The organism is Erwinia sp. PME.40.26/001, from assembly GCF_055556675.1.
Window position 1 is genome coordinate 46979 of record NZ_JBVHNP010000002.1, and the last position, 25830, is coordinate 72808.

At 53.8% G+C, this 25830-nt stretch carries 24 protein-coding genes; 10 read left to right on the plus strand and 14 right to left on the minus strand.

The window, feature by feature from the left end:
• Positions 1-17: 17 nt before the first annotated feature.
• Complete coding sequence (locus tag ACZ3HG_RS07750) at positions 18-5549, minus strand: glutamate synthase-related protein (RefSeq protein ID WP_191935001.1); 5532 nt, start codon at positions 5547-5549, stop codon at positions 18-20.
• Positions 5550-6556: 1007 nt separating this feature from the next.
• On the opposite strand from ACZ3HG_RS07750, the gene arcB reads away from it, so the two are divergent.
• Both arcB and mtgA read left to right on the plus strand, forming a co-directional pair.
• Positions 6557-8896 carry an aerobic respiration two-component sensor histidine kinase ArcB gene (arcB, locus tag ACZ3HG_RS07755; RefSeq protein WP_191935002.1) on the plus strand — a complete coding sequence of 780 codons (2340 nt, stop codon included), beginning with the start codon at positions 6557-6559 and terminating at the stop codon, positions 8894-8896.
• A gap of 793 nt (positions 8897-9689) precedes the next feature.
• Positions 9690-10415 (plus strand): monofunctional biosynthetic peptidoglycan transglycosylase, encoded by a 726-nt coding sequence (gene mtgA, locus ACZ3HG_RS07760; RefSeq protein WP_191935003.1) that lies wholly within the window; start codon positions 9690-9692, stop codon positions 10413-10415.
• Positions 10416-10511: 96 nt separating this feature from the next.
• Here the strand turns inward: mtgA and npr are convergent, their stop codons facing one another.
• The 11 genes from npr to ACZ3HG_RS07815 all read right to left on the minus strand — a co-directional run bounded on the left by npr (position 10512) and on the right by ACZ3HG_RS07815 (position 18507).
• A complete protein-coding gene (gene npr, locus ACZ3HG_RS07765; protein ID WP_191935004.1) occupies positions 10512-10784 on the minus strand; it encodes a PTS phosphocarrier protein NPr in 273 nt (90 codons plus the stop codon).
• Positions 10781-11635: an RNase adapter RapZ gene (gene rapZ, locus ACZ3HG_RS07770; protein WP_062744488.1), complete on the minus strand. Its 855-nt coding sequence runs from the start codon at positions 11633-11635 to the stop codon at positions 10781-10783. The genes npr and rapZ overlap by 4 nt, the downstream gene beginning before the upstream one ends.
• 30 nt (positions 11636-11665) lie before the next feature.
• On the minus strand, positions 11666-12148 hold the full coding sequence (gene ptsN / locus ACZ3HG_RS07775; protein WP_062744487.1) for a PTS IIA-like nitrogen regulatory protein PtsN: 483 nt from the start codon (positions 12146-12148) through the stop codon (positions 11666-11668).
• Between the two features lie 176 nt (positions 12149-12324).
• Entirely contained in the window at positions 12325-12612 is a 288-nt protein-coding gene (hpf, locus tag ACZ3HG_RS07780) for a ribosome hibernation promoting factor (RefSeq protein ID WP_062744486.1), read from the minus strand.
• A gap of 22 nt (positions 12613-12634) precedes the next feature.
• The gene (rpoN, locus tag ACZ3HG_RS07785) at positions 12635-14068 is read right to left on the minus strand and encodes an RNA polymerase factor sigma-54 (RefSeq protein ID WP_191937062.1); all 1434 of its coding nucleotides are present in this window, start codon (positions 14066-14068) and stop codon (positions 12635-12637) included.
• Between the two features lie 48 nt (positions 14069-14116).
• Positions 14117-14842, minus strand: a complete 726-nt coding sequence (lptB, locus tag ACZ3HG_RS07790) for an LPS export ABC transporter ATP-binding protein (protein WP_191935006.1) — start codon at positions 14840-14842, stop codon at positions 14117-14119.
• Positions 14843-14847: 5 nt separating this feature from the next.
• Positions 14848-15396 carry a lipopolysaccharide ABC transporter substrate-binding protein LptA gene (gene lptA / locus ACZ3HG_RS07795; RefSeq protein WP_191935007.1) on the minus strand — a complete coding sequence of 183 codons (549 nt, stop codon included), beginning with the start codon at positions 15394-15396 and terminating at the stop codon, positions 14848-14850.
• Positions 15368-15943: an LPS export ABC transporter periplasmic protein LptC gene (gene lptC / locus ACZ3HG_RS07800; RefSeq protein ID WP_191935008.1), complete on the minus strand. Its 576-nt coding sequence runs from the start codon at positions 15941-15943 to the stop codon at positions 15368-15370. Before lptC ends, lptA begins: the two co-directional genes overlap by 29 nt.
• Complete coding sequence (gene kdsC / locus ACZ3HG_RS07805) at positions 15940-16506, minus strand: 3-deoxy-manno-octulosonate-8-phosphatase KdsC (RefSeq protein WP_191935009.1); 567 nt, start codon at positions 16504-16506, stop codon at positions 15940-15942. The genes lptC and kdsC overlap by 4 nt, the downstream gene beginning before the upstream one ends.
• Before the next feature lie 18 nt (positions 16507-16524).
• Positions 16525-17511: an arabinose-5-phosphate isomerase KdsD gene (gene kdsD, locus ACZ3HG_RS07810; protein ID WP_191935010.1), complete on the minus strand. Its 987-nt coding sequence runs from the start codon at positions 17509-17511 to the stop codon at positions 16525-16527.
• 15 nt (positions 17512-17526) lie between these two features.
• Positions 17527-18507, minus strand: a complete 981-nt coding sequence (locus ACZ3HG_RS07815) for a calcium/sodium antiporter (protein ID WP_191935011.1) — start codon at positions 18505-18507, stop codon at positions 17527-17529.
• Between the two features lie 228 nt (positions 18508-18735).
• Between ACZ3HG_RS07815 and mlaF the strand changes: the two genes are divergently transcribed.
• From mlaF to murA, 7 genes are all read left to right on the plus strand, one after another.
• Positions 18736-19557 carry a phospholipid ABC transporter ATP-binding protein MlaF gene (gene mlaF, locus ACZ3HG_RS07820; RefSeq protein WP_191935012.1) on the plus strand — a complete coding sequence of 274 codons (822 nt, stop codon included), beginning with the start codon at positions 18736-18738 and terminating at the stop codon, positions 19555-19557.
• A complete protein-coding gene (gene mlaE, locus ACZ3HG_RS07825; RefSeq protein ID WP_191935013.1) occupies positions 19557-20339 on the plus strand; it encodes a lipid asymmetry maintenance ABC transporter permease subunit MlaE in 783 nt (260 codons plus the stop codon). The genes mlaF and mlaE overlap by 1 nt, the downstream gene beginning before the upstream one ends.
• Before the next feature lie 4 nt (positions 20340-20343).
• Positions 20344-20904, plus strand: coding sequence for an outer membrane lipid asymmetry maintenance protein MlaD (mlaD, locus tag ACZ3HG_RS07830; protein WP_191935014.1), 561 nt, complete (start codon positions 20344-20346; stop codon positions 20902-20904).
• Positions 20904-21539 (plus strand): phospholipid-binding protein MlaC, encoded by a 636-nt coding sequence (gene mlaC / locus ACZ3HG_RS07835; RefSeq protein WP_191935015.1) that lies wholly within the window; start codon positions 20904-20906, stop codon positions 21537-21539. The genes mlaD and mlaC overlap by 1 nt, the downstream gene beginning before the upstream one ends.
• Positions 21539-21835, plus strand: coding sequence for a lipid asymmetry maintenance protein MlaB (gene mlaB, locus ACZ3HG_RS07840; RefSeq protein WP_191935016.1), 297 nt, complete (start codon positions 21539-21541; stop codon positions 21833-21835). Before mlaC ends, mlaB begins: the two co-directional genes overlap by 1 nt.
• Positions 21836-22063: 228 nt before the next feature.
• The gene (gene ibaG / locus ACZ3HG_RS07845; RefSeq protein ID WP_062744541.1) at positions 22064-22318 is read left to right on the plus strand and encodes a BolA family iron metabolism protein IbaG; all 255 of its coding nucleotides are present in this window, start codon (positions 22064-22066) and stop codon (positions 22316-22318) included.
• Positions 22319-22397: 79 nt separating this feature from the next.
• Positions 22398-23660 carry a UDP-N-acetylglucosamine 1-carboxyvinyltransferase gene (gene murA / locus ACZ3HG_RS07850; protein WP_191935017.1) on the plus strand — a complete coding sequence of 421 codons (1263 nt, stop codon included), beginning with the start codon at positions 22398-22400 and terminating at the stop codon, positions 23658-23660.
• Between the two features lie 49 nt (positions 23661-23709).
• On the opposite strand, the gene ACZ3HG_RS07855 is transcribed toward murA, so the two are convergent.
• A complete protein-coding gene (locus ACZ3HG_RS07855; RefSeq protein WP_191935018.1) occupies positions 23710-23970 on the minus strand; it encodes a helix-turn-helix domain-containing protein in 261 nt (86 codons plus the stop codon).
• Positions 23971-24279: 309 nt separating this feature from the next.
• Complete coding sequence (ispB, locus tag ACZ3HG_RS07860; RefSeq protein ID WP_191935019.1) at positions 24280-25254, minus strand: octaprenyl diphosphate synthase; 975 nt, start codon at positions 25252-25254, stop codon at positions 24280-24282.
• 255 nt (positions 25255-25509) lie between these two features.
• Between ispB and rplU the strand changes: the two genes are divergently transcribed.
• Positions 25510-25821, plus strand: coding sequence for a 50S ribosomal protein L21 (gene rplU / locus ACZ3HG_RS07865; RefSeq protein WP_062744470.1), 312 nt, complete (start codon positions 25510-25512; stop codon positions 25819-25821).
• Positions 25822-25830 lie beyond the last annotated feature (9 nt).

A 25830-nucleotide genomic window follows, 5' to 3' on the forward strand; every position in this document is an offset into this window, starting at 1 on the left:
TGTTCATAGTCAAATAGTTAAGCTAATTTGCCGACGGCTGCTGCCAGTTCAGGCAGAGCAGCACGCGCAAACAACTCTTCAAAGTCAGGCAGTCGTCCCAGCACGTCACGGTTACACGCATCCTGGTACATGATCCAGCCGTAAGTCGCCAGACTGTCCATGGAGCGGATATTACGCTGCGTGAGCGCGGCTTTATAATCGGTCATGCGCTTCGCACCGATCAGGCAGGCCAGCTCTTCATCACTGTAGCTCTCAATGGCTGCACGACCGTGGCGCTGCAGCTTGCTGATCAGGGTAAAATCTTCCGTCATCAGCAGGTTACGCACCGCTTTCTCAACGGCCGGATCTTCCACAGCGGTGCCTTTCGGCAGGCGTGACAGCGCCAGCTGCTGCGCAGAACTGAGTACGGTGTAGTTATTTAACAGCACCAGCATTTCAGGGGTGTCCGTCGCGCCGTAGCCCGGGACCGCACCATTGGCGATGGGTTTCCCTTCCCGCCAGGCCGCTTTAAATTTCGCCACCTGATGTCCGGCCAGCGCCGTGGAGAGCTCTTCCAGCAGATCCTTACGGCTCTTGGCTTTGAGGATCTCAGCGCCATCCTGATACAGCAGCAGGGAACGGGGCATCACGTAAACAAAGTGCTGACACTCGGTTTCCCAGTGGTCTAGCAGCCACTGCGCACGCGGAGAAGCGGTGGCTTCCAGATGCCAGTTCAGCATCGTCAGTACCGCCTCTTTGTGCACGCGCGCCATTTCGCTGTCATCCGTGATGGAACCCAGCATCACGGAATCCGCTGCTGCAGAGCCCGCCAGCGTGCCGTACGGGTCATACTGATAAGCGAAACCGCCGCTCATACCGTTACCAAAGCCGGTACCGTAAGTGCCGAGGTTCAGCACCGCACCGTTAGTCATATATTCGCAGCAGAAGTCACCCACGCCTTCGACCACGGCGGTGGCACCTGAGTTACGCACGGCAAAGCGGTCACCAGCCTGACCCTGAGCGAACAGACGTCCGCCGGTGGCACCGAACAGGGCGAAGTTACCGATCAGCACGTTGCCTTCAGCATCCTCAGATCCGCCGCCCGGGGACATCACCACAATTTCTCCGCCGCACTGCCCTTTACCAACACCGTCGTTACAGGTGCCGTAATGCTCCAGGCGCATGCCGTCGTTACAGAACACGCCATAAGACTGACCGGCGGAGCCGGAGGTGGAAATCGTGACCGTCGCCGGAGCCAGATAGCGACGGCCGCGATCGTCCAGCAACGCCGCCGGAATACGGTTCAGGTGTTCGGCATTCAGCGTGTGGTTCAGCAGGCGTTCGATATCAATGGCCAGCTGGCCGCCCACGCTCTTGTTGCGGTTGTTAAGTGTGATCCCGTCACCCAGTGCGATCGCGGTCGATCCCTGACTGACCAGGCGATCGTTCAGCAGATCGATCCAGCCATTATCCAGTTCGAAATCTTTTTCCAGATAGACCGGGTGGGCAATTTTCACCTCAGGCACCACGGTTAACATGGCGCGCAGATCCAGTTTACCCACTTCCAGCGGGTGGTCCATCAGGTGGAGCAGGTCAGACCGGCCACGTGCCTCACGCAGTGAACGCAGGCCCAGGCGTGCCAGCATCTCACGCACTTCGTGGGCCACGTTGATGAAGTACTGCGCCAGCTGGCGCGGATCCCCGTCGAAGGCTTCGGCATTGGTGGTGAGACCGGCCGGGCACTTCACGTTGCAGTTTTTCGCCATCACGCACTTCAGCATCATCAGTGCCGTGGTGCCGAATTCAAAGCTGTCGCCGCCCAGCAGTGCGGATTTCACCACGTCACTGCCCGTCTGCTGTGCACCCGAGCAGCGCAGCAGCACTTTCTCACGCAGGCCGTTGGCACACAGCGCCTGATGGACTTCCGCAATGCCGATCTCCGCTACCCGCCCGGTATATTTCAGGCTGGTCACTGAAGCAGCCCCGGTACCGCCGGTGTTGCCGGCCACGTTGATCACATCAGCGCCGGCTTTCGCCACGCCAACTGCGATGGTGCCGATACCTTCAGAGGAGACCAGTTTGACAATCACCCGCACGCGGGCGGCCTTACAGTCGTGGATCAGCTGGGCCAGATCCTCGATGGAGTAAGTGTCATGGTGCGGAGGAGGGGAGACCAGCTCCACGCCCGGGGTACCACCACGGGCTGCCGCGATTTCAACCGTCACCTTAGCCGCCGGTAACTGGCCGCCTTCACCCGGTTTTGCTCCCTGACCGATTTTGATTTCCAGCTCTTCCAGCATTGGGTCTGCCAGATAGGCGGCCCAGACGCCGAAACGACCGGATGCCAGCTGTTTAATGCGTGAAGCACGGATGGTACCGTGACGGGAATAGTGCTCACCCCCTTCCCCACAGTTACTCATTCCACCTACCATATTGGTGCCGTGAGCAACGGCTTCGTGCGCCGGTGCCACCAGCGCACCGTGACTCATCGCCCCGGAGGCAAAGGTACGGGTAATTTCATGGGCAGGCTGCACTTCGCTTAACGGCAGCGCCGGAGCAAGAGTAAAGATGCGTGAAAGATAGTCAGCCGCTTTGCCGGTCGCCTTCAGAAGCAGGGCGTCTGCCACCACTTCCGCCTGTTCAATGGCGTCACCAAAGCGTTTTTTCAGCACGGTGGACAGTGTGGTCAGGCGGTCATGCTCACTTTTCAGGCCGACAATGGCATCCGTCAGGCGCAGCGTGAACTGGCCTTCATGTGCCGCGTCGGCTTCACATACCAGGCCACGCACGGCAAAGCCGTTATTCACCAGCGAATAACGTCCCAGCTTACGCGTGAACTCGGCTTCGCTGTCGACGTGGGTCAGATCTGCCGGCAGGGCGAGAATATCACGCAGTGCCGCCGGGCGGCGCTTGCGCTCTTCCAGCATCAGGCTGGAGAACTGACGGTAATCCGCAGTGATAGTGAAGTTGTCGATCACCTCGTCCGGGATGCGTTCGAAACTGCTGTCCGCAAAGGATTTCGTTTTGATATTGAATGCGTTGTCCAGCTTGGCCAGCGTCATCAGGCGGATAAAATTATCCTCCTCGCGCGCTTTATCCGAGAAGCGAATTGGCTGCTCTGTCATATCAATAAAAGTACGCACGGCGATAGTGCCGTAAGAGTGGCCGGCCCCCTCTGCACGCTCTTTAAACAGGCCCAGCAGCGGCACTTCTGACTCACCCTGAATGCGCAGCGCACTCTGATGCCAGTCAACGGCCATCTGCGCGATGGTGGCAAAGCCTGCACCGCCCACCGGCGTTTTAATATTCGGGAAGTACTTCTTCAACACGCGATCTTCCGTATCGAGGAAGTTTGGCTCAAAGAACTCACCGCAGCTGTAGCTCTCAACGGTACACAGGCCGACTTTGCCCATGGTCTTCATCAGCGCTTTTTCAGCGGCTTTGGCATAGCGTTTGAACGCTTTGTTGCCCTCTTCGCCTTCACCGTATTTTTCTTCCGCACGCATCTGCACGCCCAGCGGATAAACGGCAGAAGCCCCGAAGCCGAGGGTGGCAGCAATATGGTGTGAAGAGATACTCTGGCCACTTTCCACTACCAGTGACACATCCAGGCGCAGGCCTTCCTGCACCAGGCGCTGGTTGATGGCTGACACCATCAGCAGCATCGGGATAGCGGCACGGGTTGAAGAGATATGGCGGTCAGTGATAACGGCGATACCGCCCTGTTCACGGGCGAAATCCACCACCTCCTGTGCCAGAGCATCAATAGCCTGCTCCAGCGCATCAGCGTTGGCGGCACGGCTGATAGGGTCCTTACCGATAACCGGCTCATAGAGCATTTCGAAACGAGCATAGGGGGCCACGGTCTGCTCACGCAGCTGCAGCATATCCAGATGCGTCAGGATCGGCGTGGGCACCACGATCTGGTGGCCTTTACTGCGCCCGAGATGCGGTTTCGCGCCCAGCGCAACGCGCAGGGTCATGCCATCCACTTCACGGATGGAATCCAGCGGTGGGTTGGTAACCTGAGCAAATCGCTGGGAGAAGTAGTGCGCCATTCCGCCTTCGTGGTCGGACAGGGCGTTAATCGCGTTGCCGTAACCCATCGCAGAGATTTTCTCTGCGCCGGTGGTCAGCATCGGATCCATCATAAATTTGAAACTTTCCTGGTTGTAGTAGTAAGCCACAAAACGCTGGTAGGTTTTGAGGTCGCCGCTATAACGCAGAGGGGAGCCCTGTTGCTCCGCCGGGATCACCGGCAGGTCCTGTAATGTCACGCGTGACTCGGCCAGCAGCGCCGGATAATCAGCCACCGCCGCCAGCTTTTCCAGCGCTTCGACGGTGGTATAGCTGCGTTTTTCACGGTGATCGTAATACAGCATACCGCCCGCTTCGATACGGCCACGGCGCAGGACGCTTTCCGGTGGGAAGGCAATCTGGCCCGCTTCCGACATCGCACCAATGTATTCAGCTGTTTCTACTGAGCGCAGCGGGCGCAGGCCGAGACGGTCAAGGCGTGCGCCAATGACTTCACCGTTGCCGAAGATCAGGGCGGCCGGACCGTCATTCTTCTCTTCATACAAAGAGAAGTATTCCAGCATCGCGCGGACTTCAGCTGAGAGGGAAGGATCGTTTTCCCACGCTGGCGGCATCATCGAGACCACGGCGGTGATCAGGTCCAGATTGTCTTCCATCAGACGGCTGTGGATGCTTTGATCCAGGCGTGAGCTGTCTGACTGGCCTTTCGGGCGCACGATCTTCTTCCCGCGTGCCAGCGCCAGCGCCGATTCCGCAATGCGGTTTTTACGATCGGTATTCAGCTCGCCGTTGTGCGCCATCAGCCGGAATGGCTGCGCCATGGTGGTATGCGGATCGGTGTTAGTTGAAAAACGGGTATGGAAGAACAGACCGCGGACCTGGTGGTCTGTGTCGGTCAGATCCTGGAAATAGGGGATCACCTCATTCGAATTCAGGCGGGCTTTAAACACCTGGGTGCGTGAAGAGAGCGACAGTGGATAGAGGCCGCCAAATTCACTTTCGGTAAAGGCGCGGGCTTCGATATCCAGCAGGGCACGGTAGATGCGTTTTTCGAAATCAATCTGGTTGCTGACATCGGCCGGGGCGGTAAACACCCATTGCACGATCGGCAGCTGGAACTGAATCGCCGCCGGACGCAGTACGCTGGTATCCAGGGGCATATCTCGTTTAAGGAGGATCGACAGATCGTAAGCCGCCAGGGTGTCTTCCACCAGGCGTTCGGCATTGGCACGCAGCGCACCGTCTTTCGGCACAAAAAAGTTGCCGACGCCATAACGGCCGGCTTCCAGCGGCTGTCCGGTAATTTTGCGGAAGAAATGCAGAGAGAGGTCAACGTTAACGCCGGCGCCGTCACCTACGCCTTCTGCAGACATGCCCCCGCGATGAGGAACGGTGCACAGGGCACTGTGGGCCATCTGCAGAACCTCATGAGTTTGCTCGCCGTCCTTACGAGTAATGAAACCCACACCACAGCTGTCACTGTCTTTTGATGGATCATACAAGCCATAGGGATAAGGTTTTGAGTTGGACATCGAGGGCCTCCTTAACTGCTTTTGACATTACCACTATTCTTCAGGCACAGAGCGCACGGGGTGTCTCGTCTGGCGCTGTATCATTTTCTTGCCGCTAAAACGCAGACACCGTGACTCCGAACATGCCGTACAGGGACCGTTGTCTGAAACGTCCTTGATGGCATTGCTCACGAAATTCCGGGTCTCAAATTGGAGATAACTTACATCACGAGGGAGTCTACTTGCTGCATAGATATGCCGAGACACTGGCCCGTCAGGAAAGCTTCCAGCGGATTTCCAACTTATCGGGAAAGCGAACTCAGGTCAAATAGCGATCTTACTTAGGCTTTTTTATGTCTTTACTGAGTTATCTTAATGATAAATAAGTAAATATTGCCTTATTTTAACCCTGTTAAAGGCGAGGCGAAGGGGAGCGAAGTGTGAGCTGACTCACTATAGGGCAGCAGGCAAATCTCTGCACCATGCTGGTGCCGGGGTTAATGGCAGCAGAATATGCTGTCACCGTAGGAATAACCGCAGGAACGCACTGTTTTTAGCTGGCGCGATTATTTGAATTAAACAGGGGGGCATCATTAGTAAAATTAATCAGAAAAGGCGTGATTAATATTTCATTTATTGTGAATTATTATTCGTTAGATGTAACAAGAGAAAGCGAAGGAGGTGGGGCATCGCTATGAAAACTATCAACATGAGAAAGGCGCACTGAATTCAGAGCGGCCTTACAGATTATGCAGTTATAAAATTTAGTCAATATCCCCGGCGGTAAGTTTTTACGGGGAACGGCAATCGGGGCGTTTCGTACGGTAACCCAGGCAGGAGAGGGGCTGCGTCCGTTTTCGGCGCTTTACCGGCGCTGGCGGCGATAATCCCGTGGTAACGGGTGAAAGGATGTGGGTGCTGCTGCACGGTTATTGTGCAACATCCCCCCGGCTGTCAGGCGAGATAGCGCGTTGGTCTTTTGGTCAATTCCGGTATGATTGCGTTTATCAGGCTGGAAGGGATCCTTTATGAAACAAATTCGTTTATTAGCGCAGTACTATGTTGATTTGATGGTCAAACTTGGGCTGGTACGCTTCTCGCTGCTGCTGGCGTCGGCGCTGGTAGTGCTGGCCATGATTGTGCAGATGGCGGTAACGATGGTGCTGCGGGGCCACGTTGAAAGTATTGATATGGTGCGGTCGGTATTTTTCGGCCTGCTGATCACCCCATGGGCCGTCTATTTCCTGTCGGTGGTGGTGGAACAGTTAGAAGAATCGCGTCAGCGTCTGGCCAGGCTGGTGGATAAGCTCGAGGAGATGCGCAATCGCGACCTTGAGCTGAACCAGCAAATGCAGGGCAATATTACCCAGCTTAACCAGGAGATTGCCGACCGTATCAAAGCCGAAGAGGCGCGTCTGCAGGTGATGGCGAAACTCAAAGAGGAGATGGCGCGGCGCGAAGAGGCACAAATCGAACTCGAACAGCAATCCTCGTTCCTGCGTTCCTTCCTCGATGCCTCCCCTGACCTGGTGTTTTACCGCAACAGTGACCAGCAGTTCTCTGGCTGTAACCGTGCTATGGAGCTACTGACGGGAAAAAGCGAAAAACAGCTTATCGGGCTGACGCCGAAAGAGGTCTATGACGACGATGCGGCGACGAAAGTGCTGGAAACCGATGAGAAAGTCTTCCGTCATAATGTCTCCCTCACCTACGAACAGTGGCTGGAATATCCTGACGGCCGCAAAGCCTGTTTTGAGATCCGTAAAGTGCCTTATTACGACCGCGTGGGCAAACGTAGCGGATTGATGGGCTTCGGACGCGATATAACCGAGCGTAAGCGTTACCAGGACGCGTTAGAGAACGCCAGCAGGGAGAAGACCACCTTTATCTCTACGATCAGCCACGAGCTTCGTACGCCGCTTAATGGCATTGTCGGGCTCAGTCGCATTCTGCTGGATACGGATCTCAATCAGGAACAGCTGAAGTATCTGAAAACGATCCACGTTTCTGCCATTACGTTGGGCAATATTTTCAATGATGTGATTGAAATGGACAAAATCGAGCGGCGCAAAGTGCAGCTGGACAATCAGCCCATCGATTTCACTGGCTTCCTGGCCGATCTGGAAAACCTCTCCGGCCTGCTGGCCGAGCCAAAAGGGCTGAAGTTTGTGCTGGCACCGGCGCTGCCCCTGCCGCATAAAATCATTGCCGATGGCACCCGTCTGCGTCAGATCCTGTGGAATCTTATCGGTAACGCGGTCAAGTTTACCCAGCAGGGTGAGATCGTGGTACGGGTCGGCTATCAGCAGGACGACTGCCTGTGCTTTGAGGTGGAAGACTCCGGTATGGGCATCCCACAGGATGAGCAGGATAAAATTTTTGCCATGTATTACCAGGTGAAAGATCAGCGGGGCGGCAAACCTGCCACCGGCACGGGTATTGGTCTGGCCGTTTCCCGCCGTCTGGCGCAGAGCATGGGTGGCGATATCCGCGTTCACAGCGCTCCGGGACAGGGTTCCTGCTTCACCCTGACGCTCAATGCGCCACGCGTTGAGGAAGAGCCGCAGGATGAGCAGAGGGAAGACGACATGCCACTGCCTGCGCTGCATATCCTGCTGGTCGAGGACATTGAACTGAATGTGGTGGTTGCCCGCTCTGTGCTGGAAAAACTGGGCAGCAGCGTGGAAGTGGCGATGACCGGCCAGGCCGCGCTGGAGATGTTTGACCCGGATGAGTTCGATCTGGTGCTGCTGGATATCCAACTGCCCGACATGACCGGTCTGGATGTGGCGCGGATGATTCATCAGCGTCACGCGGGTGAGCAACTGCCGCCGCTGGTGGCGCTGACGGCAAACGTGCTGAAAGATAAACGCGAATATTTTGATGCCGGTATGGATGACGTCCTGAGCAAACCGCTGGCGGTTCCTGCTCTGACGGCGATGATTAAAAAATACTGGGATTTTCAGGTCGACGACTTAGCCACTGAACCGGAGTTCACCATGGACAAGAAAGAACTGGCACTGCTGGATGTTCCAATGCTGGAACAATATATCGAACTGGTGGGGCCGGGCTTGATCCACCAGAGTCTGGCAATGTTTGAGCAGATGATGCCAGGCTATCTGGCGGTGCTGGATTCCAACATGATGGCTCGCGATCAAAAGGGCATTGCGGAAGAGGGGCACAAAATTAAGGGCGCGGCGGGTTCCGTCGGATTAACGCATTTACAGCAGATTGCAAAACAGATCCAAAGTCCGGAACTACCTGCATGGTGGGACAATGTTCAGGAGTGGATTGATGAACTGAAACAGGAATGGCGTCACGACGTGGATGTTCTGCGGCAATGGGTGACGGATGCTGAAAAAAAATGACCCCGACCGAAGCCGGGGTGCGCGAATACTGCGCCAACACCAGGGAAATTGGTAACCTGCGCTGTTCTGATTTTAATCATCGGGAGCGAAGGTTTGGTATTGGTTGAACGTTAAATAGCTCAGTCACTACTTTAGCAAATCTTGCATCACATGTTAGCGGATTCATTAAAATGTGTGATGTTGAGCAGCGTTCGTAAATAGAAGACCCGATTTTGCTCACTCAGTCAAGCAGGGAATGTTTATTTACGATGATTCGCATGATAATTGTACAATTACCTGTTTCTTTAAGCCCGGATGGCGCAGGTCAATGTTTCTCTTGTCCGGCTTTTTTCGAGGTCGGGCGGCAGGGAACAGGTAAGGGGTAAGGTTTTCTTTTAACATCATGTTTTTTAGCTATTTTTTTGTTTATTAACCAGATGCTTCCGAAACGTTTTGGTTTCTGCTAGCAAAAATTCTCAAACTCAGTGGAGGGCAGACCTAAAAGCTGACTCCGTTCAGCAAGATTGACTGCTCTTACCAGTGTCTTAATATGCGGGAAAAACATCACTTACCACCCGAATGTAGTGCTCATTTCTTAAGTGAGCGTGAAATTCCTTAAAAGTGGCAGGAGAAATTTATAAGCAGGCTGAACCAATTGATTTAATGCAATTTCAACCGTAAGCCGATCCAGCGTGGAGTTAAGGTAAATGGCGTGATTTAATGGAACCGATTCCGGTTATGTTGGGTTAATTAACAATGATGGAGAATTCCTGGTGAATTTTCATACTGATAAATATGGACGGGATCCTCAGTAATGAGTCGCAATAAATCACGGGGTTTTACGCGCATCAAAGCATTTCTGCTTCGCCTGGTCCTGGGAATAACTGGATTGTGGCTTGCTGGCATTATCCTGTTTGCCTTTCTGCCGGTGCCGTTCTCTGCGGTGATGGCCGAACGGCAGATCGGGGCCTGGTTTAGCGGTGATTTCGACTATGTGGCGCACTCTGACTGGGTGGGGATGGATGACATCTCGCCATGGATGGCGCTGGCCGTCATTGCTTCTGAAGATCAAAAATTCCCGACGCACTGGGGTTTTGACGTGGCCGCCATCCAGTCGGTTCTGGACAACAGCGGTGAAAAAGCTGGCATGCGCGGTGCCTCTACGCTTTCTCAGCAGACGGCAAAAAATATGTTCCTCTGGGACGGACGCAGTTGGGTGCGTAAAGGCCTGGAGGCCGGTCTGACCGTGGGGATCGAAACCGTCTGGACCAAGCGACGTATTCTGACCGTCTATCTGAATGTGGCTGAAATGGGAGAAGGGGTCTTTGGCGTTGAGGAAGCCTCTCAGCGCTATTTTCACAAGCCGGCCAGCCGCTTAACCCTGTCCGAAGCGGCGCTGCTGGCCGCCGTTCTGCCGAATCCAATACGCTACCGCGCCGACGCGCCTTCAGGCTATGTTCGCCAGCGTCAGCAGTGGATCATGCGTCAGATGCGCCAGCTCGGCGGGGAAGGTTTCCTCAGGGAACACCAATTGCAATGAGTCCGGACCAGGTTCAGGTCTGACAGAGGAACTGCAAAAAAGGGGGGAGGGGGCAACACAGACCGGCCGTCAGGGCCGGTCTGCCGGGGAAGGGGATTACTCCTCGTCGAAACCGGCGTTAAACAGGTCGATGACCGCCGCCAGCGCTTTATCTTCTTCCGGTCCGCTGGCTTCCACCTCGATATGCCCGCCTTTGGCAGAGTCGAGCATCAGCAGGGCAATCACGCTACTGGCTTCAGCTTCTGTGCCGCTTTCATTACGCAGCAGCACTTCCGCATCAAAACTCTGTACCAGTTCAAACAGCTTCATCGCCGGACGGGCGTGCATGCCCAGCTTGTTTTTAATCTCAACGGTCTGTTTCACGGTCATGATTTACGTTTTTCCAGCGTGCGGTGACGGGACTGTACGTTCTTACCGCGAGAGCGGAAATAATCTGCCAGCTGTTCGGCAATGTAGACGGAACGGTGTTTGCCGCCGGTACACCCAATCGCCACGGTCAGATAGCTACGGTTATTGGTTTCCAGCATCGGTAACCATAACTCAAGGTAACTGCGCGTCTGATAGATGAAGTTATGCACTTCCGTGTGGCGATCGAGGAAGGCAGCAACCGGGCGATCGAGTCCGGTCATCGGGCGCAGCTTGGGATCCCAGTGCGGGTTAGGCAAAAATCGCACGTCAAATACGTAATCAGCGTCAATCGGAATGCCGTGCTTAAAGCCAAAGGACTCAAACACCATCGTCAGTTCACGCTCTCGCTTGCCCAGCAGGCGGGTACGCAACATCTCGGCCAGCTCGTGCACGGACATCTCTGAGGTGTCGATAATCAAATCGGCCCGGGAGCGCAGGGGCTCCAGCAGATCGCTCTCTTCATCAATGGCGCTTTCCAGCGACAGATTTTTACTGGAGAGCGGATGCAGACGACGTGTATCACTGTAGCGACGAATTAAGGTATTACGGTCAGCATCAAGGAACAGAAGTTGCGGCGAAAAACAGTCTGGTAAACTGTTAAGTGCGGTTTCAAACACTTCCGGAGATTCCGGCATGTTGCGGACATCAATACTTACCGCAGCAGATATGTTGCGTTCGGCCAGCGAATTCGCCAGGTCAGGCAGCAGGACCACGGGCAGATTATCCACGCAGTAAAAACCCATGTCTTCCAGGGCGCGTAACGCCACAGATTTTCCTGAGCCTGAACGACCGCTGACGATCATCAGCACCATTTCACAATTCCCCTCATTTAACCTGCCTGACTAGCTCTGTTCGTGATCTTCCGTGATGATCGCATAAAGATCTTCATCGCTCTGTGCGGAACGCAGACGCCGCAGTACGGTTTTATCCGCCAGGCGCTTGGCCACCAGTGAGAGCGTATGCAGATGCGTTTTACACTGATCGGCGGGTACCAGCAGGGCAAACAGCAGATCCACAGGCTGATTATCAATGGCATCGAACGCAATGGGCTGGTCAAGGCGAATAAAAACGCCGACGGCACGCAGCGTATCTTCCTCAAGCTTGCCGTGCGGGATGGCAATGCCATTACCGATACCGGTACTTCCCATTCTCTCACGCGTCAGAATCGCTTCAAAAATTGTCTGATGCGGAAGGTTTAGCTGTTTAGCTGCCAGTTCGCTGATAATTTCCAGCGCCCGTTTTTTGCTCTGGCAATGCACGCCATTACGCGTACATGAGACGCTCAGCACGGAGCCCAGTTCCAGTTTCAAATCATTGTTCATCATAGTTTCACTTAACTTTTCACTGCCGCAGGCGAGTTATCCTCTTCCCCGTTTCGGAGTCAAGATTAACATGCTGTATTGATTAACGGCTCGTATTCCCGGAAGAATACGAGCCGATACCGCTTTCAGCTTAACCTTTAAAGGGGTGGCTGCTGAAAAACCATCAACGCATGGTGAATTTAGTGTTGTTTAAGCTTGTCTTTATGTTTATTTAACTGGCGAGTCAGCTTGTCAATCAGCCCGTCAATCGCCGCGTACATATCTTTATCTTCCGAGGTGGCGTGCAGCTCCCCACCGTTCACATGCAGCGTAGCATCTGCAATCTGTGTCACTTTCTCCACTTTCAGCACAATATAGACCTGATTAATGCGATCAAAATAATGTTCCAGTTTGGCAAACTTTTCAGTCAAAAATTCGCGCAGTGGTTCGGTGATTTCTACGTGTTGTCCAGTGATATTGAGCTGCATAGTGTCTTCCTTCTCAGTTCGTTCAGACCAGCTGTTTGCGCTGGTTTGATGGCGGGATGGATAAAGACTCTCGGTATTTTGCCACAGTGCGCCTTGCTACCATAATCCCCTGTTCGGAAAGCATGGAGGTCAGCTTGCTGTCGCTGAGTGGTTTGACGGGATTCTCCGCCGAGATTAACTTTTTCACCAGCGCACGGATAGCCGTGGATGAGGCTTCGCCTCCGCCCTCGGTGTTGACGTGACTGGAGAAAAAATACTTCAGTTCAAAGATGCCCCGTGGGCTGTGCAGATATTTCTGGGTGGTCACACGGGAAATCGTCGATTCATGCATTTCAACAGCACTGGCAATATCGGCCAGCACCATCGGGCGCATATGCTCTTCGCCCTGCTCAAAAAAGGCCTGCTGCTGCTCAACGATGCAGCGTGTCACTTTCAGCAGCGTGTCATTACGACTTTCCAGGCTTTTAATCAGCCATTTCGCTTCCTGCAGGTTACTGCGTATAAACTGCGAATCACTGTCGCTGCGTGAGCTGGAGCCTAACGACGCATAGTGCTGATTGATTTTCAGGCGCGGCACGCTGTCGGCATTGAGCTCAACGGTCCAGCGGTTACTGACTTTACGTACCAGCACATCCGGAATGACATACTCGGGTTCCTGAGTATTAATCGACTGCCCTGGACGCGGGTCAAGGGTCTGTATTACCTGCATAGCACCTTTGAGTACCTCTTCCTTAAGGCGGGTGACGCGCATCAGACTGCGGAAGTCATGATTCGCCAGCAGATCAAGATGCTCGCTGACAATCAGACGCGCTTCTTTCAGCAGGGGAACATCGGCCGCGAATTGTGACAGCTGAACCAGCAGGCAATCGCGTAAATCACGAGCGCAGACGCCGACCGGATCAAATCGCTGTACACGTTTCAGCACGGCTTCCACTTCGTCGATAGTCAGCTCATCGCTGCCCATACTTTCCAGAATTTCTTCCAGCGAGGCCGTCAGATACCCCGTATCGTCCACCGCATCCACAATCGAGGTCGCGATCGCCCGGTCAGTGTCGGTGAACGGCGTCAGTTCTACCTGCCACATCAGATAGTCCTGCAGTGTCTGGGTGGTTTCACCCTGATAGACGGGCAATTCATCATCGTGGTAATCCGTCCCGGTACCGGACGGGGTCCCTGCGGTATAAATTTCGTCCCAGGTGGCGTCCAGCGGCAGTTCTTCAGGCATGTCCTTCTGTTCCAGCGCTTCCCGGGTATCCAGCGCTTCAGTTTCCTGATATTCGCGGGTATCGACTTCTTCATGAATGTCGGTTTGTTCAAGCAACGGGTTACTTTCCAGCGCCAACTGAATTTCCTGCTGGAGCTCAAGCGTAGAGAGTTGCAGCAGGCGAATGGCCTGCTGCAACTGTGGCGTCATGGCAAGCTGTTGACTGAGCCTGAGTTGTAAACCTTGCTTCATGTTCAGAGTCTTAATTCCCCAGAAAACTTACCGAATGCAAACACCTTATCAGAGTCTGAACTCTTCTCCCAAATAGACACGCTTAACTTGTTCATCGGCCAGGATCGCTTCCGGGGTGCCGTGGGCGATCAAATGCCCCTGGCTAACGATATAGGCACGCTCACAGACTGCCAGCGTTTCACGGACGTTGTGGTCGGTGATCAGGACACCCAGCCCGCTGTCGCGCAGGTGTTCAATGATCTTTTTAATATCAATAACGGAAATCGGGTCAACACCGGCAAAGGGTTCATCCAGCAGGATGAACTTCGGATTAGCCGCCAGCGCGCGGGCAATCTCGACACGGCGGCGTTCACCGCCAGACAGCGCCTGACCCAGGCTGTCACGCAGGTGCTCGATATGGAACTCTTCCAGCAGCTCATTCGCACGATCTTCACGCTGTTCGCTGGTCAGGTCGTCACGGATCTGCAGCACCGCCATCAGGTTATCAAACACGCTCAGACGACGGAAAATGGAGGCTTCCTGTGGCAGATAGCCAATACCACGACGCGCGCGGGCGTGCAGCGGCAGAATACTGATGTCTTCATCATCGATGATAATGCGGCCGGCATCGCGGGGTACGATGCCAACGACCATATAAAACGTTGTGGTTTTACCTGCACCGTTTGGGCCAAGCAGACCCACGATTTCGCCAGACTTGACCTGCAGGCTGACATCTTCAACCACGCGACGGCCTTTGTAGGCCTTCGCCAGGTTTTCCGCTATTAAGGTTGCCATGTTCGTTAGTTACTCTTTTTCTGACCGTTTGACGGTGTGCCTTTGTCCTGCAGCTGTGACGGCACCAGTACGGTAGTGACACGCTTGCCGGAACTGCCAAAGGCCTGCATTTTTTGCTCTTTCACCAGATAGGTAATGCGATCGCCTTTAACATTACTGTCCAGCTGTTCCAGATAGGCGTCACCGGTTAACTCCACCAGGTCTTTGGCCAGCTCGTAATGCATTTTTTGCGCGTGGCCCTGGACGGGTTTACCGCTGTCCTGCATCTGATAGAACGTCGCCGGGTTGCCGTAGGCATCCACAATGGTTTTATTACTGTCGCCGCCCGGACGGGTCACCACGACTTTATCCGCCGTAATTTTAATCGTTCCCTGGGTCACAATGACTTTACCGGTAAAGGTGGCCACGTTGCCCTGCATGTCCAGCGCCTGATTTTCCGAGTCAACGTTGACCGGTTTTTCTGAGTCACCGGTCAGGGCAAAAGCCGGAACGCTCGCCGCGAACAGGAGGGTAGCAGTCAGTAATTTAAGGCTTTTGTTCATTTTGAATTTCATAAGATGTTTTGACCTTTTCAATCAACTCGGCAGTTTTCTTCCGTAAATTCCCACGCATCTTCATACCTGTAGAGTTAAAGCTGCGGCCATAAAGTGTGACCTGATCGTCAGAGGTAACATCCTGCGTCGTCAGGTTGATCTGAGCGTTATCCGTTTTGATACGCTCAAGCTGTGTGTCTTTTGTCAGGCTGTTCACTTCAACATGCCCGTAAAGATACAACATGCGATCGTTCGTCAGTTTGGCCTTATCCCCCCGGACCGACCAGGTGGGCACCTTATTCTCGTCGTACGTTGTCATTACCGGATTGTCGAACCAGCTCACTGCGTCGGCTGAGAAATAGGTCACTTTGTCTGAGACCAGCTTATAGCTCAGTGACCCCGCAGGGTTATAAACGACCGTATGTGAATTATCGCTCATATACGTCGGTTCATTGTTGCCATTGTTTACCGCGTCGTCATTGTCATCCGTCGCAGTCAGATTCCAGCCGATCAGCACAATGGCGATCAGTGCCAGAATCAGCGTTATCCAGCGTCTCGTTTTACTCATACAGACTGCCCTTTGGCCTCATCAAACTTACCCTGTGCAATCAACAGAAGATCGCAAATTTCCCGCACTGCACCACGGCCACCCGCAATCCGCGTCACATAGTCGGCGCGCGGAAGGAGAACGGGATGGGCGTCAGCAACGGTAACGCTCAGGCCGACTTCGGCCATAACTGGCCAGTCAATCAGGTCATCGCCGATATAGGCAACCTGTTCAGCACTGAGTGACAGTGTATCCAGAAGTTCACGGAAGGCCAAAAGCTTATCAGTCTGTCCCTGGTAAAGATGAGTAATCCCCAGTGTGGCACAGCGATCTTCCAGCAGTTTGGCTTTACGGCCGGTAATAATCGCCACCTCTATGTCGCTGGTTAGCAGGCAGCGGATACCGTAGCCATCACGGACGTTGAAGGCTTTCAGCTCTTCACCGCTGTTGCCCTGGTAAATCACGCCATCCGACATCACACCGTCCACATCGCAGATCAGCAGTTTGATTTTCTGCGCGCGGGAGATGACCTGCTGGCTAACCGGGCCGTAGCAGGTCGCTACGGTGGCTGATGAATCACTCATTGATCTCGACTTCCTTTGTTAAACAACGCCGGCCCGCAGCATGTCATGCATATGCACCACGCCCAGCAGAGTGTCGCCATCGGCGACCATCACGCAGGTAATATTCTTACTCTGCATCAGATTCAGTGCATCGACAGCCAGCGTATTGGGCCGGACGCGGATACCGCCCGGCGTCATGACACTTTCAATGCCGGCACGCTGGATATCGATGCCCATATCAAACACGCGGCGTAAATCCCCGTCGGTAAAGATGCCTTCGATTTTCATTAAATCGTTGCAGATTACCGTCATCCCCATGTTTTTACGTGTTATTTCCAGCAAGGCATCTCGCAGTGAGGCATCGCGACTCACATGCGGCATATCGCTACCGGAGTGCATGATATCATCAACGCGTAGCAGCAGCTTACGGCCCAGCGCACCGCCAGGGTGGGAGAGTGCGAAATCTTCCGGCGTAAAGCCCCGTGCTTTCAACAGTGCGACGGCCAGCGCATCCCCCATCACCAGGGTTGCCGTGGTGCTGGTGGTGGGGGCAAGGCCCAGCGGACAGGCTTCCTGCGGCACTTTAACACAGAGATGCACATCTGCTGCGCGGCCCATTGCACTTTCCGGCCGTCCCGTCATGCAGATCAACGTAACCCGCAGGCGTTTCAGCACCGGGATCAGGGCCAGAACTTCTGAAGACTCGCCGGAATTAGAGATGGCAATCACGACGTCACTGGGGCTCACCATCCCAAGATCGCCGTGGCTGGCTTCCGCAGGATGAACAAAGAAAGCCGGGCTACCGGTGCTGGCGAAGGTGGCAGCGATCTTCTTCCCCACATGCCCGGATTTACCCATTCCCATCACGACCACTTTACCGGAACAGTGATAGATCAGTTCGCAAGCGCGGGTGAAGTCATCATTGATGTACTGGTCGAGCTGCTCCAGCCCTTCACGTTCAATTCGCAGTACTTCTTTCCCGGCCTGTTGAAAGTCAAAGTCGGGATGGGCAGTGATATGCGCCATAATTCTCCAGTCCTTTTACCAGAAGGTCACTGAGGGGAAGCCATACAGCATTCCTACCCAGACGATAAATCCGCACAGCAACAACGCGCCAGCCAGCCGACCAATGCGGCGACTGCGCTGCAAACAGATCAGTGTGAACACAGCACTGACACCGAGCATCACCCAGTAGTCACGGGCAAAGATAGCGGTGTCGAGCGTACCGGGGTGGATTAGCGCCGGGAGACCCAGCACAATCGCGGTATTATAGATGTTAGAACCAATCAGGTTACCGATGGCGATATCATCTTCACCTTTTAATGCTCCGGCGATGACGGTGGCCAGTTCAGGCAGGCTGGTGCCTACCGAAATGATCGTCAGACCAATCACCAGCTCACTGACGCCAAAATAGTCAGCGATGACCGTTGCGTTATCGATCACCATGCGCGTGGACATCGGCAGCACAATCAGCGCCACCGCCAGCCACAGGAAAGCAACGGTATTGCCCACCTCGTCACGGGGCAGTTCGGCAAGTTGCTCACGCGTCAGCGAATCATTGTTATCGCGTTCAGCCCGGCGGGCAATCTTGATAATAAACCACAGATAGAGTGCCGCGATGGCGATCAGGGCCAGACCATCATTGCGGCTCAGTTCATTATCGAACAGCGTGACGCCGCACAACAGGGTAACCAGCAGCATCAGCGGCAGTTCACGACGCACCAGGTTCGAATGTACGCTTAACGGGTGAAGCAGTGCTGCGCCTCCCAGAATCAGCAAAATATTGGTAATATTCGATCCCATCGCGGTACCGACAGCAATATCCATCTGCCCGTGCGAGGCGGCAGAGAAAGAGACGATCAGTTCAGGCAGCGAAGTGCCGATTCCGACGACGGTCATCCCGATGATCAGCGGCGGGATACCGACAGCACGACACAAAATAGCGGCGCTAAACACCAGACGATCGGCTCCATAAACCAGTAAGACTAAACCGATAATCAGTAGTGCTGTAGCGACGAGCATGAAGTGTCCTTTTAATGAGGTATTATCGTCAAAGGCGGCTAGCGGCAACGACGTCAGGCAAGGTCATTTTAGTGGCCATGATTTTGACGATCTCAGGACAAAAAGTAAAACTTATGCCAGCTTTAGCTACGCAACAGAGGTAAGTTTCTGTAAAAATGCCCGGTCCGAGGGTTAATACGTTACCATCGGGAGTAAATTAATCGTCTTAGAATAGAGGTCGAGGTAACTATGAGCCAGACGGAGATGAATCTGGTGGATGTCCAGGGGGTGAGTTTTTCCCGTGGCAACCGGCTGATTTTCGATAACATCTCGCTTACGGTGCCCAAAGGAAAAGTGACCGCTATCATGGGGCCCTCCGGCATTGGTAAAACCACGTTGCTGCGTCTGATTGGTGGTCAAATCCCGCCAGATAGTGGCCAGATCTGGTTTAACGGTGAGAATATACCTACGCTGTCCCGTTCGCGGCTTTATGAGGCGCGAAAAAAAATGAGCATGCTGTTCCAGTCAGGAGCCTTGTTTACCGATTTAACGGTATTTGACAACGTAGCATGGCCGTTACGGGAACATTCCAAATTACCGCTGCCGTTGTTGAACAGCACGGTGATGATGAAGCTGGAAGCCGTTGGGTTGCGGGGGGCGGCAAATCTTAAGCCCTCCGAGCTGTCAGGGGGGATGGCGCGGCGTGCTGCGCTGGCGCGTGCTATCGCGCTGGAACCCGACCTCATCATGTTCGACGAGCCGTTCGTCGGGCAGGATCCCATTACTATGGGCGTACTGGTCAAATTAATCGATGAGCTGAATCACGCTTTAGGCGTGACCTGTATTGTCGTTTCCCACGACGTGCCTGAAGTGCTCAGTATTGCTGACTACGCGTATATCATTGCCGATCAAAAAGTGATTGCGCAGGGTACCGCGCCAGAATTACGTGAAAATAATGATGCCCGTGTTCGACAGTTTATTGATGGCATTGCCGATGGGCCAGTGCCGTTCCGCTTCCCGGCAGGGGATTATCTGCAAGATTTGGTCGGCTCAGGGAGGGTGAAAGACTGATGTTTTTACGCGCACTGGCATCACTAGGGCGACAAGGGATTAACACCTGCGCCTCCTTCGGCCGTGCAGGGCTAATGTTATTCCATGCGTTATTTGGCATTCCCCGCTTTCGTAAACATACGCCGTTACTGATAAAACAGTTATATAGCGTTGGCGTACTGTCATTACTTATTGTCCTGGTTTCAGGGTTGTTCATCGGTATGGTGTTGGGTCTGCAAGGTTATCTGGTATTGAAAACCTACAGTGCTGAAACCAGCCTGGGAATGATGGTGGCGATCTCCCTGCTGCGCGAACTGGGACCGGTGGTCACCGCGCTACTGTTCGCCGGGCGTGCCGGGTCGGCGCTGACCGCTGAAATTGGGTTAATGAAAGCCACCGAACAGCTTTCCAGTATGGAAATGATGGCTGTTGATCCGCTACGTCGCATCATCTCACCGCGTTTCTGGGCGGGGGTGATCAGTATGCCGCTGCTGACCCTGATTTTTGTCGCAGTCGGCATTCTTGGTGGCGGACTGGTGGGGGTCAGCTGGAAGGGGATCGACCCCGGGTTCTTCTGGTCAGCGATGCAGAACGCGGTCGATCTGCGCACCGATATTATCAACTGCGTGATCAAAAGTGCCGTTTTTGCGGTGACCGTGACCTGGATTGCGCTGTTTAACGGCTATGACGCCATTCCGACCTCTGAAGGGATCAGTCGGGCAACGACGCGTACCGTAGTACATGCCTCACTGGCAGTGCTCGGTCTGGATTTTGTGCTTACGGCACTGATGTTTGGGAACTGATTCGATGCAAACGAAAAAAAGCGAAATTTGGGTAGGTGCCTTTTTAATGCTGGCGCTATGCGCGATTATTTTTCTCTGTCTGCGCGTGGCTGACCTTAAATCACTCGGCAACGAGCCCACCTGGAAGCTCTATGCGACTTTCGATAATATCGGTGGTCTGAAAGCCGGTTCACCGGTGAAGGTGGGCGGTGTGGTGATCGGTCGTGTGGTGGATATCAGCCTCGACCCGAAAAATTACTCGCCTAAAGTGACCATGGATATTGAAGATAAGTACAACAATATCCCTGATACCAGCTCACTGGCGGTGCGCACTTCGGGTCTGTTGGGTGAACAATATCTTGCCATGAATATCGGTTTTGACGACCCGGAAATGGGCACTGCTACACTGAAAGATGGTGGTACGATTCAGGACACGAAGTCCGCTATGGTACTGGAAGACCTGATTGGGCAATTCCTGTACAAAAGTGGCAGTGGTGACGACAAAGACAAAAATGCAGCTGCCACGGGCGAACAGCCTGCAGCAGAATCTGCACCGGCAGCGAACAATCCAGAAGAGGTTAAATAATGTTTAAACGTTTACTGATGGTCGCGATGCTGATCGTCGCTCCCCTGGCGGCAAATGCGGCCGCGGATCAAACCGATCCCTACAAATTAATGGGAGAGGCAGCGGAAAAAACCTTTACGCGTCTCAAAACGGAACAACCTAAAATCAAGCAGGATCCAAACTATCTGCGTCAGATCGTTCGTGATGAACTGTTGCCGTATGTGCAGATTAAATACGCCGGTGCACTGGTGCTGGGCCGCTACTACAAAGATGCTACGCCTGCGCAGCGTGAGGCTTATTTCAAAGCCTTTGGTGATTACCTGGCCCAGGCATACGGTCAGGCACTGGCCATGTATAACGGACAGACCTACCAGATCGCCCCGGCGCAGCCACTGGGCGATGCCAATATTATTGCCATTCGCGTAACGATCATTGACCCGAATGGGCGTCCGCCAGTCCGCCTGGACTTCCAGTGGCGTAAAAATAGCGTGAGCAACCACTGGCAGGCGTACGACATGATTGCTGAAGGCGTCAGCATGATCACCACGAAACAGAATGAGTGGAGCGATATCCTGCGTAAGAAAGGCATTGATGGATTAACAGAACAGCTGAAATCCTATGCTAACCAACCGATTACTCTTAATAAGCAGTCGTAATGAGCGATCAACTGCGTTGGGAGGTGGAGTCGGATACTCTGCGCCTCTCGGGAGAACTGGAGCGCGAAACGCTGTTACCCCTGTGGCAACAGCGTGATGCGGTGATGCAGTGGGTTGAGACGATAGATGTCTCCGGACTGGAGCGCGTTGACTCAGGTGGGCTGGCTTTGCTGGTTCACCTGCGACAGATTGCCATACAACGGGGGCGCGTTCCCCGGTTTACCGGCATTACGGATAAGCTCCGATCGTTGATCACACTGTATAACTTGCAGAAAATTATCCCGGGCAGTGAGTAAATCACTGCGGCAGGTGTTTCCCACCTGACCTTAGCGGAACATCATGAGTTTGCTCATTTTTACCCCAGGAACCGGCTCCCCGGTTCCTTCCTCCCTGCATCGTCTGAGTGGTTATCCCTTCCCGTTTACGCTTTTTCTCTTACCCCAGGCATTTTTTGCTTGTTTAAGAGTGGGGCAGATTCCACTAAGATGTGTGCCTGTTTAATATCAAGTGAATTTGAAAGCATCATGGAAAATAGTGAAATTCAGTCCGTGCTGATGGGCGCGTTACCGCTGCAGGAAGTCCACGTAACGGGTGATGGCAGCCATTTCCAGGTTATCGCCGTGGGTGAGCTGTTTGGTGAGTTGAGCCGCGTTAAGAAACAGCAGACGGTTTACGCCCCCCTGATGGCATATATTGCGGATAATCGCATCCATGCGGTGTCCATCAAGACTTACACCCCTGAAGAGTGGGCGCGCGACCGTAAGCTAAACGGTTTCTAAGCTGTGCAGAGCTTACCCCGCCTCGCGTGGTGAGCGTCTGCGCAGCAGATTTTTTGACTGACAACAGAGAGCAGTTGCAATGGATAAATTTCGTGTACAGGGTCCGACCCGACTGAGTGGTGAAGTCACAATCTCCGGCGCTAAAAATGCCGCATTGCCGATCCTGTTCGCTGCTTTGCTGGCTGAAGAGCCGGTAGAGATTCAGAATGTCCCGAAACTGAAAGACATCGATACCACCATGAAACTGCTCAGTCAGTTGGGTGTGAAAGCGGAACGCAATGGTTCCGTGCATCTGGATGCCAGTGACGTCAATATTTTCTGTGCGCCTTATGATTTGGTGAAAACCATGCGTGCATCTATCTGGGCCCTGGGGCCGCTGGTGGCGCGTTTTGGTCAGGGGCAAGTATCACTGCCTGGCGGTTGTGCGATCGGTGCCCGTCCGGTTGATCTGCATATTACCGGTCTGGAACAGCTTGGCGCAGAGATTAAGCTGGAAGAGGGCTATGTGAAGGCCTCAGTCAATGGCCGTCTCAAAGGCGCACATATCGTGATGGATAAGGTCAGCGTTGGCGCGACCGTGACCATTATGAGTGCCGCGACCTTGGCTACCGGGACCACGATTATTGAGAATGCTGCACGTGAGCCGGAAATCGTTGATACCGCCAACTTCCTCAACACCCTGGGAGCCAAAATCACTGGTGCAGGCAGCGATCGCATTACCATCGAAGGCGTAGAGCGCCTGGGTGGTGGTGTCTATCGCGTACTGCCTGACCGTATCGAAACCGGTACGTTCCTGGTGGCTGCTGCCATTTCCGGCGGCAAAGTTGTCTGCCGTGCGGCTCAGCCGGATACGCTGGATGCGGTACTGGCCAAACTGCGCGAAGCGGGTGCCGAAATTGAAGTGGGCAGCGACTGGATCAGTCTGGATATGCACGGTAAACGGCCAAAAGCGGTTAACCTGCGTACGGCACCTCATCCTGGCTTCCCGACCGATATGCAGGCGCAGTTCAGCCTGCTGAATCTGGTGGCGGAAGGAACCGGGGTGATCACTGAAACCATTTTCGAAAACCGCTTTATGCATGTGCCTGAACTGGTGCGTATGGGCGCACACGGTGAAATTGAAAGTAATACGCTGATTTGCCATGGCGTAGAGAAACTTTCTGGCGCCCAGGTGATGGCGACCGACCTGCGTGCCTCCGCCAGCCTTGTGCTGGCAGGCTGCATTGCGGAAGGCACGACCGTGGTCGATCGTATTTATCATATTGACCGGGGATATGAGCATATCGAAGACAAGCTGATTGCCCTCGGTGCCAATATTCAGCGCGTCAGCGGCGAAGAGTAACTTTTTCAGCAGTAAAACGAGGGTCGGTAGTGAATACCGGCCCTTTTTTTTATCCCCGGATCAGTTTTTTACGGTCAATAAGCTGGTGCGTTACCGGGTCGTAATAACGGCTGGGCCAGATTTCTGCCGGATGAACGTTCAGCGCATCCGCAATGATCCATTCTCCTTTCGGCCATGGACGACACAGCGTATTGGCGAGCGTTGATGAGCTCAAGCCCGCCAGACGCGACTGAGCGGCGAGAGTGGTGCCTTTTTTGCGTAGCGCAGCGATGATGTCGGCAGGATGCCAGTCTTGCGGGGTCTGTTTCATGTGCTTATCCTCCATGTGCACTGTGGTCAGGCAGGGGCAGAATGTTGCCGGTGCCAGCCTGTGGTCGGTATTTCCTGGTAAAGCGACGGGTTATCATTCGCTATAACAGGATATTTATAGCAAATAGTTTCCATTAAGTTCCAGTTAATTTCAGATGTAAGATGCTTTTTTGCGTAACGCTACGCAAAAGTGTCGGTGCGGCGACGGGGTAATTTCAGCAAGAAGGGAGAGGAATCGGGTTATGAACAGAGAAGGGGCAGAAAATAAGGAAAGCGCGGACAGTCCGCACTTTCCTTATTGTTTCAGCAACTAAAACTCGCGCTGAACGGACATATGTGCAATCGCTTCGAGCGCACTACGCCACGGAGATTCAGGCAGGATTTTCAGAGCGGCAATGGCTTTATCCGCCTCCTGTTCCGCTGCGCTCCGCGTCCATTCCAGTGAGCCACACTGGTGCATCGCTTCCAGAACAGGTTCCAGTAAATGGCGACCGTTACCGTCTTCGATAGCCGAACGGATCAGGCTGGCCTGTTCTGGTGTGCCGTTACGCATGGCGTGGAGCAGAGGCAGGGTTGGTTTCCCTTCACTCAGGTCATCCCCGACGTTTTTACCCAGCGTTTTACCATCGGCGCTGTAATCCAGCAGGTCGTCAATAAGCTGGAAAGCGGTGCCAATGAAACGACCGTAATCCTGCAATGCCTGCTCCTGCGCCTCGCTGGCCCCCGCCAGAATGGCAGACGACTGGGCGGCCGCTTCAAACAGGCGTGCGGTTTTGCTGTAAATCACCCGCATGTAGCTTTCTTCGGTGATATCCGGGTCATTACAGTTCATCAGCTGCAGGACTTCGCCTTCAGCAATGACGTTGACCGCTTCTGACATCAGCGCCAGCACTCTCAGCGAGCCGAGGCTGGTCATCATCTGGAAGGCGCGCGTATAGATAAAGTCACCGACCAGCACGCTGGCTGCATTGCCAAAAGCCGCGTTAGCGGTGGCTTTACCACGACGCATGTCAGACTCGTCCACGACATCGTCATGCAGGAGCGTCGCAGTGTGAATAAATTCAATCAGTGCCGCGACCGTGATGTGCTGTTTACCGTCGTAGTTATTGATGGCGCGTGCTGCAAGCACTGCGATCATCGGACGAATGCGCTTACCTCCGCCGCTGATAATGTAATAACCCAGCTGATTGATGAGGGATACATCCGAGTTCAGCTGGTCGAGTATTGTCGCATTGACGTCCGCCATATCTTGCGCGGTGAGTTCGTTTATCTGTTCTAAGTTCATCAGTCTGTTCAGCTATCGCTCAGTTCGCTGCTATGATAAGCGCCTTTACCCGTGCCGGTGGCATGAAATGTATGACAGATTGTACTGCAAAAACGCGGCGGTGAAACGCCCCCATTCATGTTGCGTTTTTTTTCTGCAATACAGCACAACAGACACTTGTCTTTACCGAGGAAGTTGCGTAGAATTCGCGCCCTATTGTGAATATTTATAGCGCAGCCTGAAATCAAAGAAGGCAAGCGCGAGAGCGGAGTTTATATGTACGCTGTTTTCCAAAGTGGTGGTAAACAACACCGAGTAAGCGAAGGCCAGACCATTCGCCTGGAAAAGCTGGACATCGCAACCGGCGAAGTCGTTGAATTCGACCAGGTTCTGATGATTGCCAATGGCGAAGACGTTCAAATCGGCGCGCCTTTAGTTTCAGGCGGCGTGATCAAAGCGGAAATCGTAGCTCACGGTCGTGGCGACAAAATCAAGATTGTTAAGTTCCGTCGTCGTAAGCATTACCGTAAGCAGCAGGGTCACCGTCAGTGGTTCACTGATGTGAAGATCACTGGCATCAGCGCATAACAGGAGATC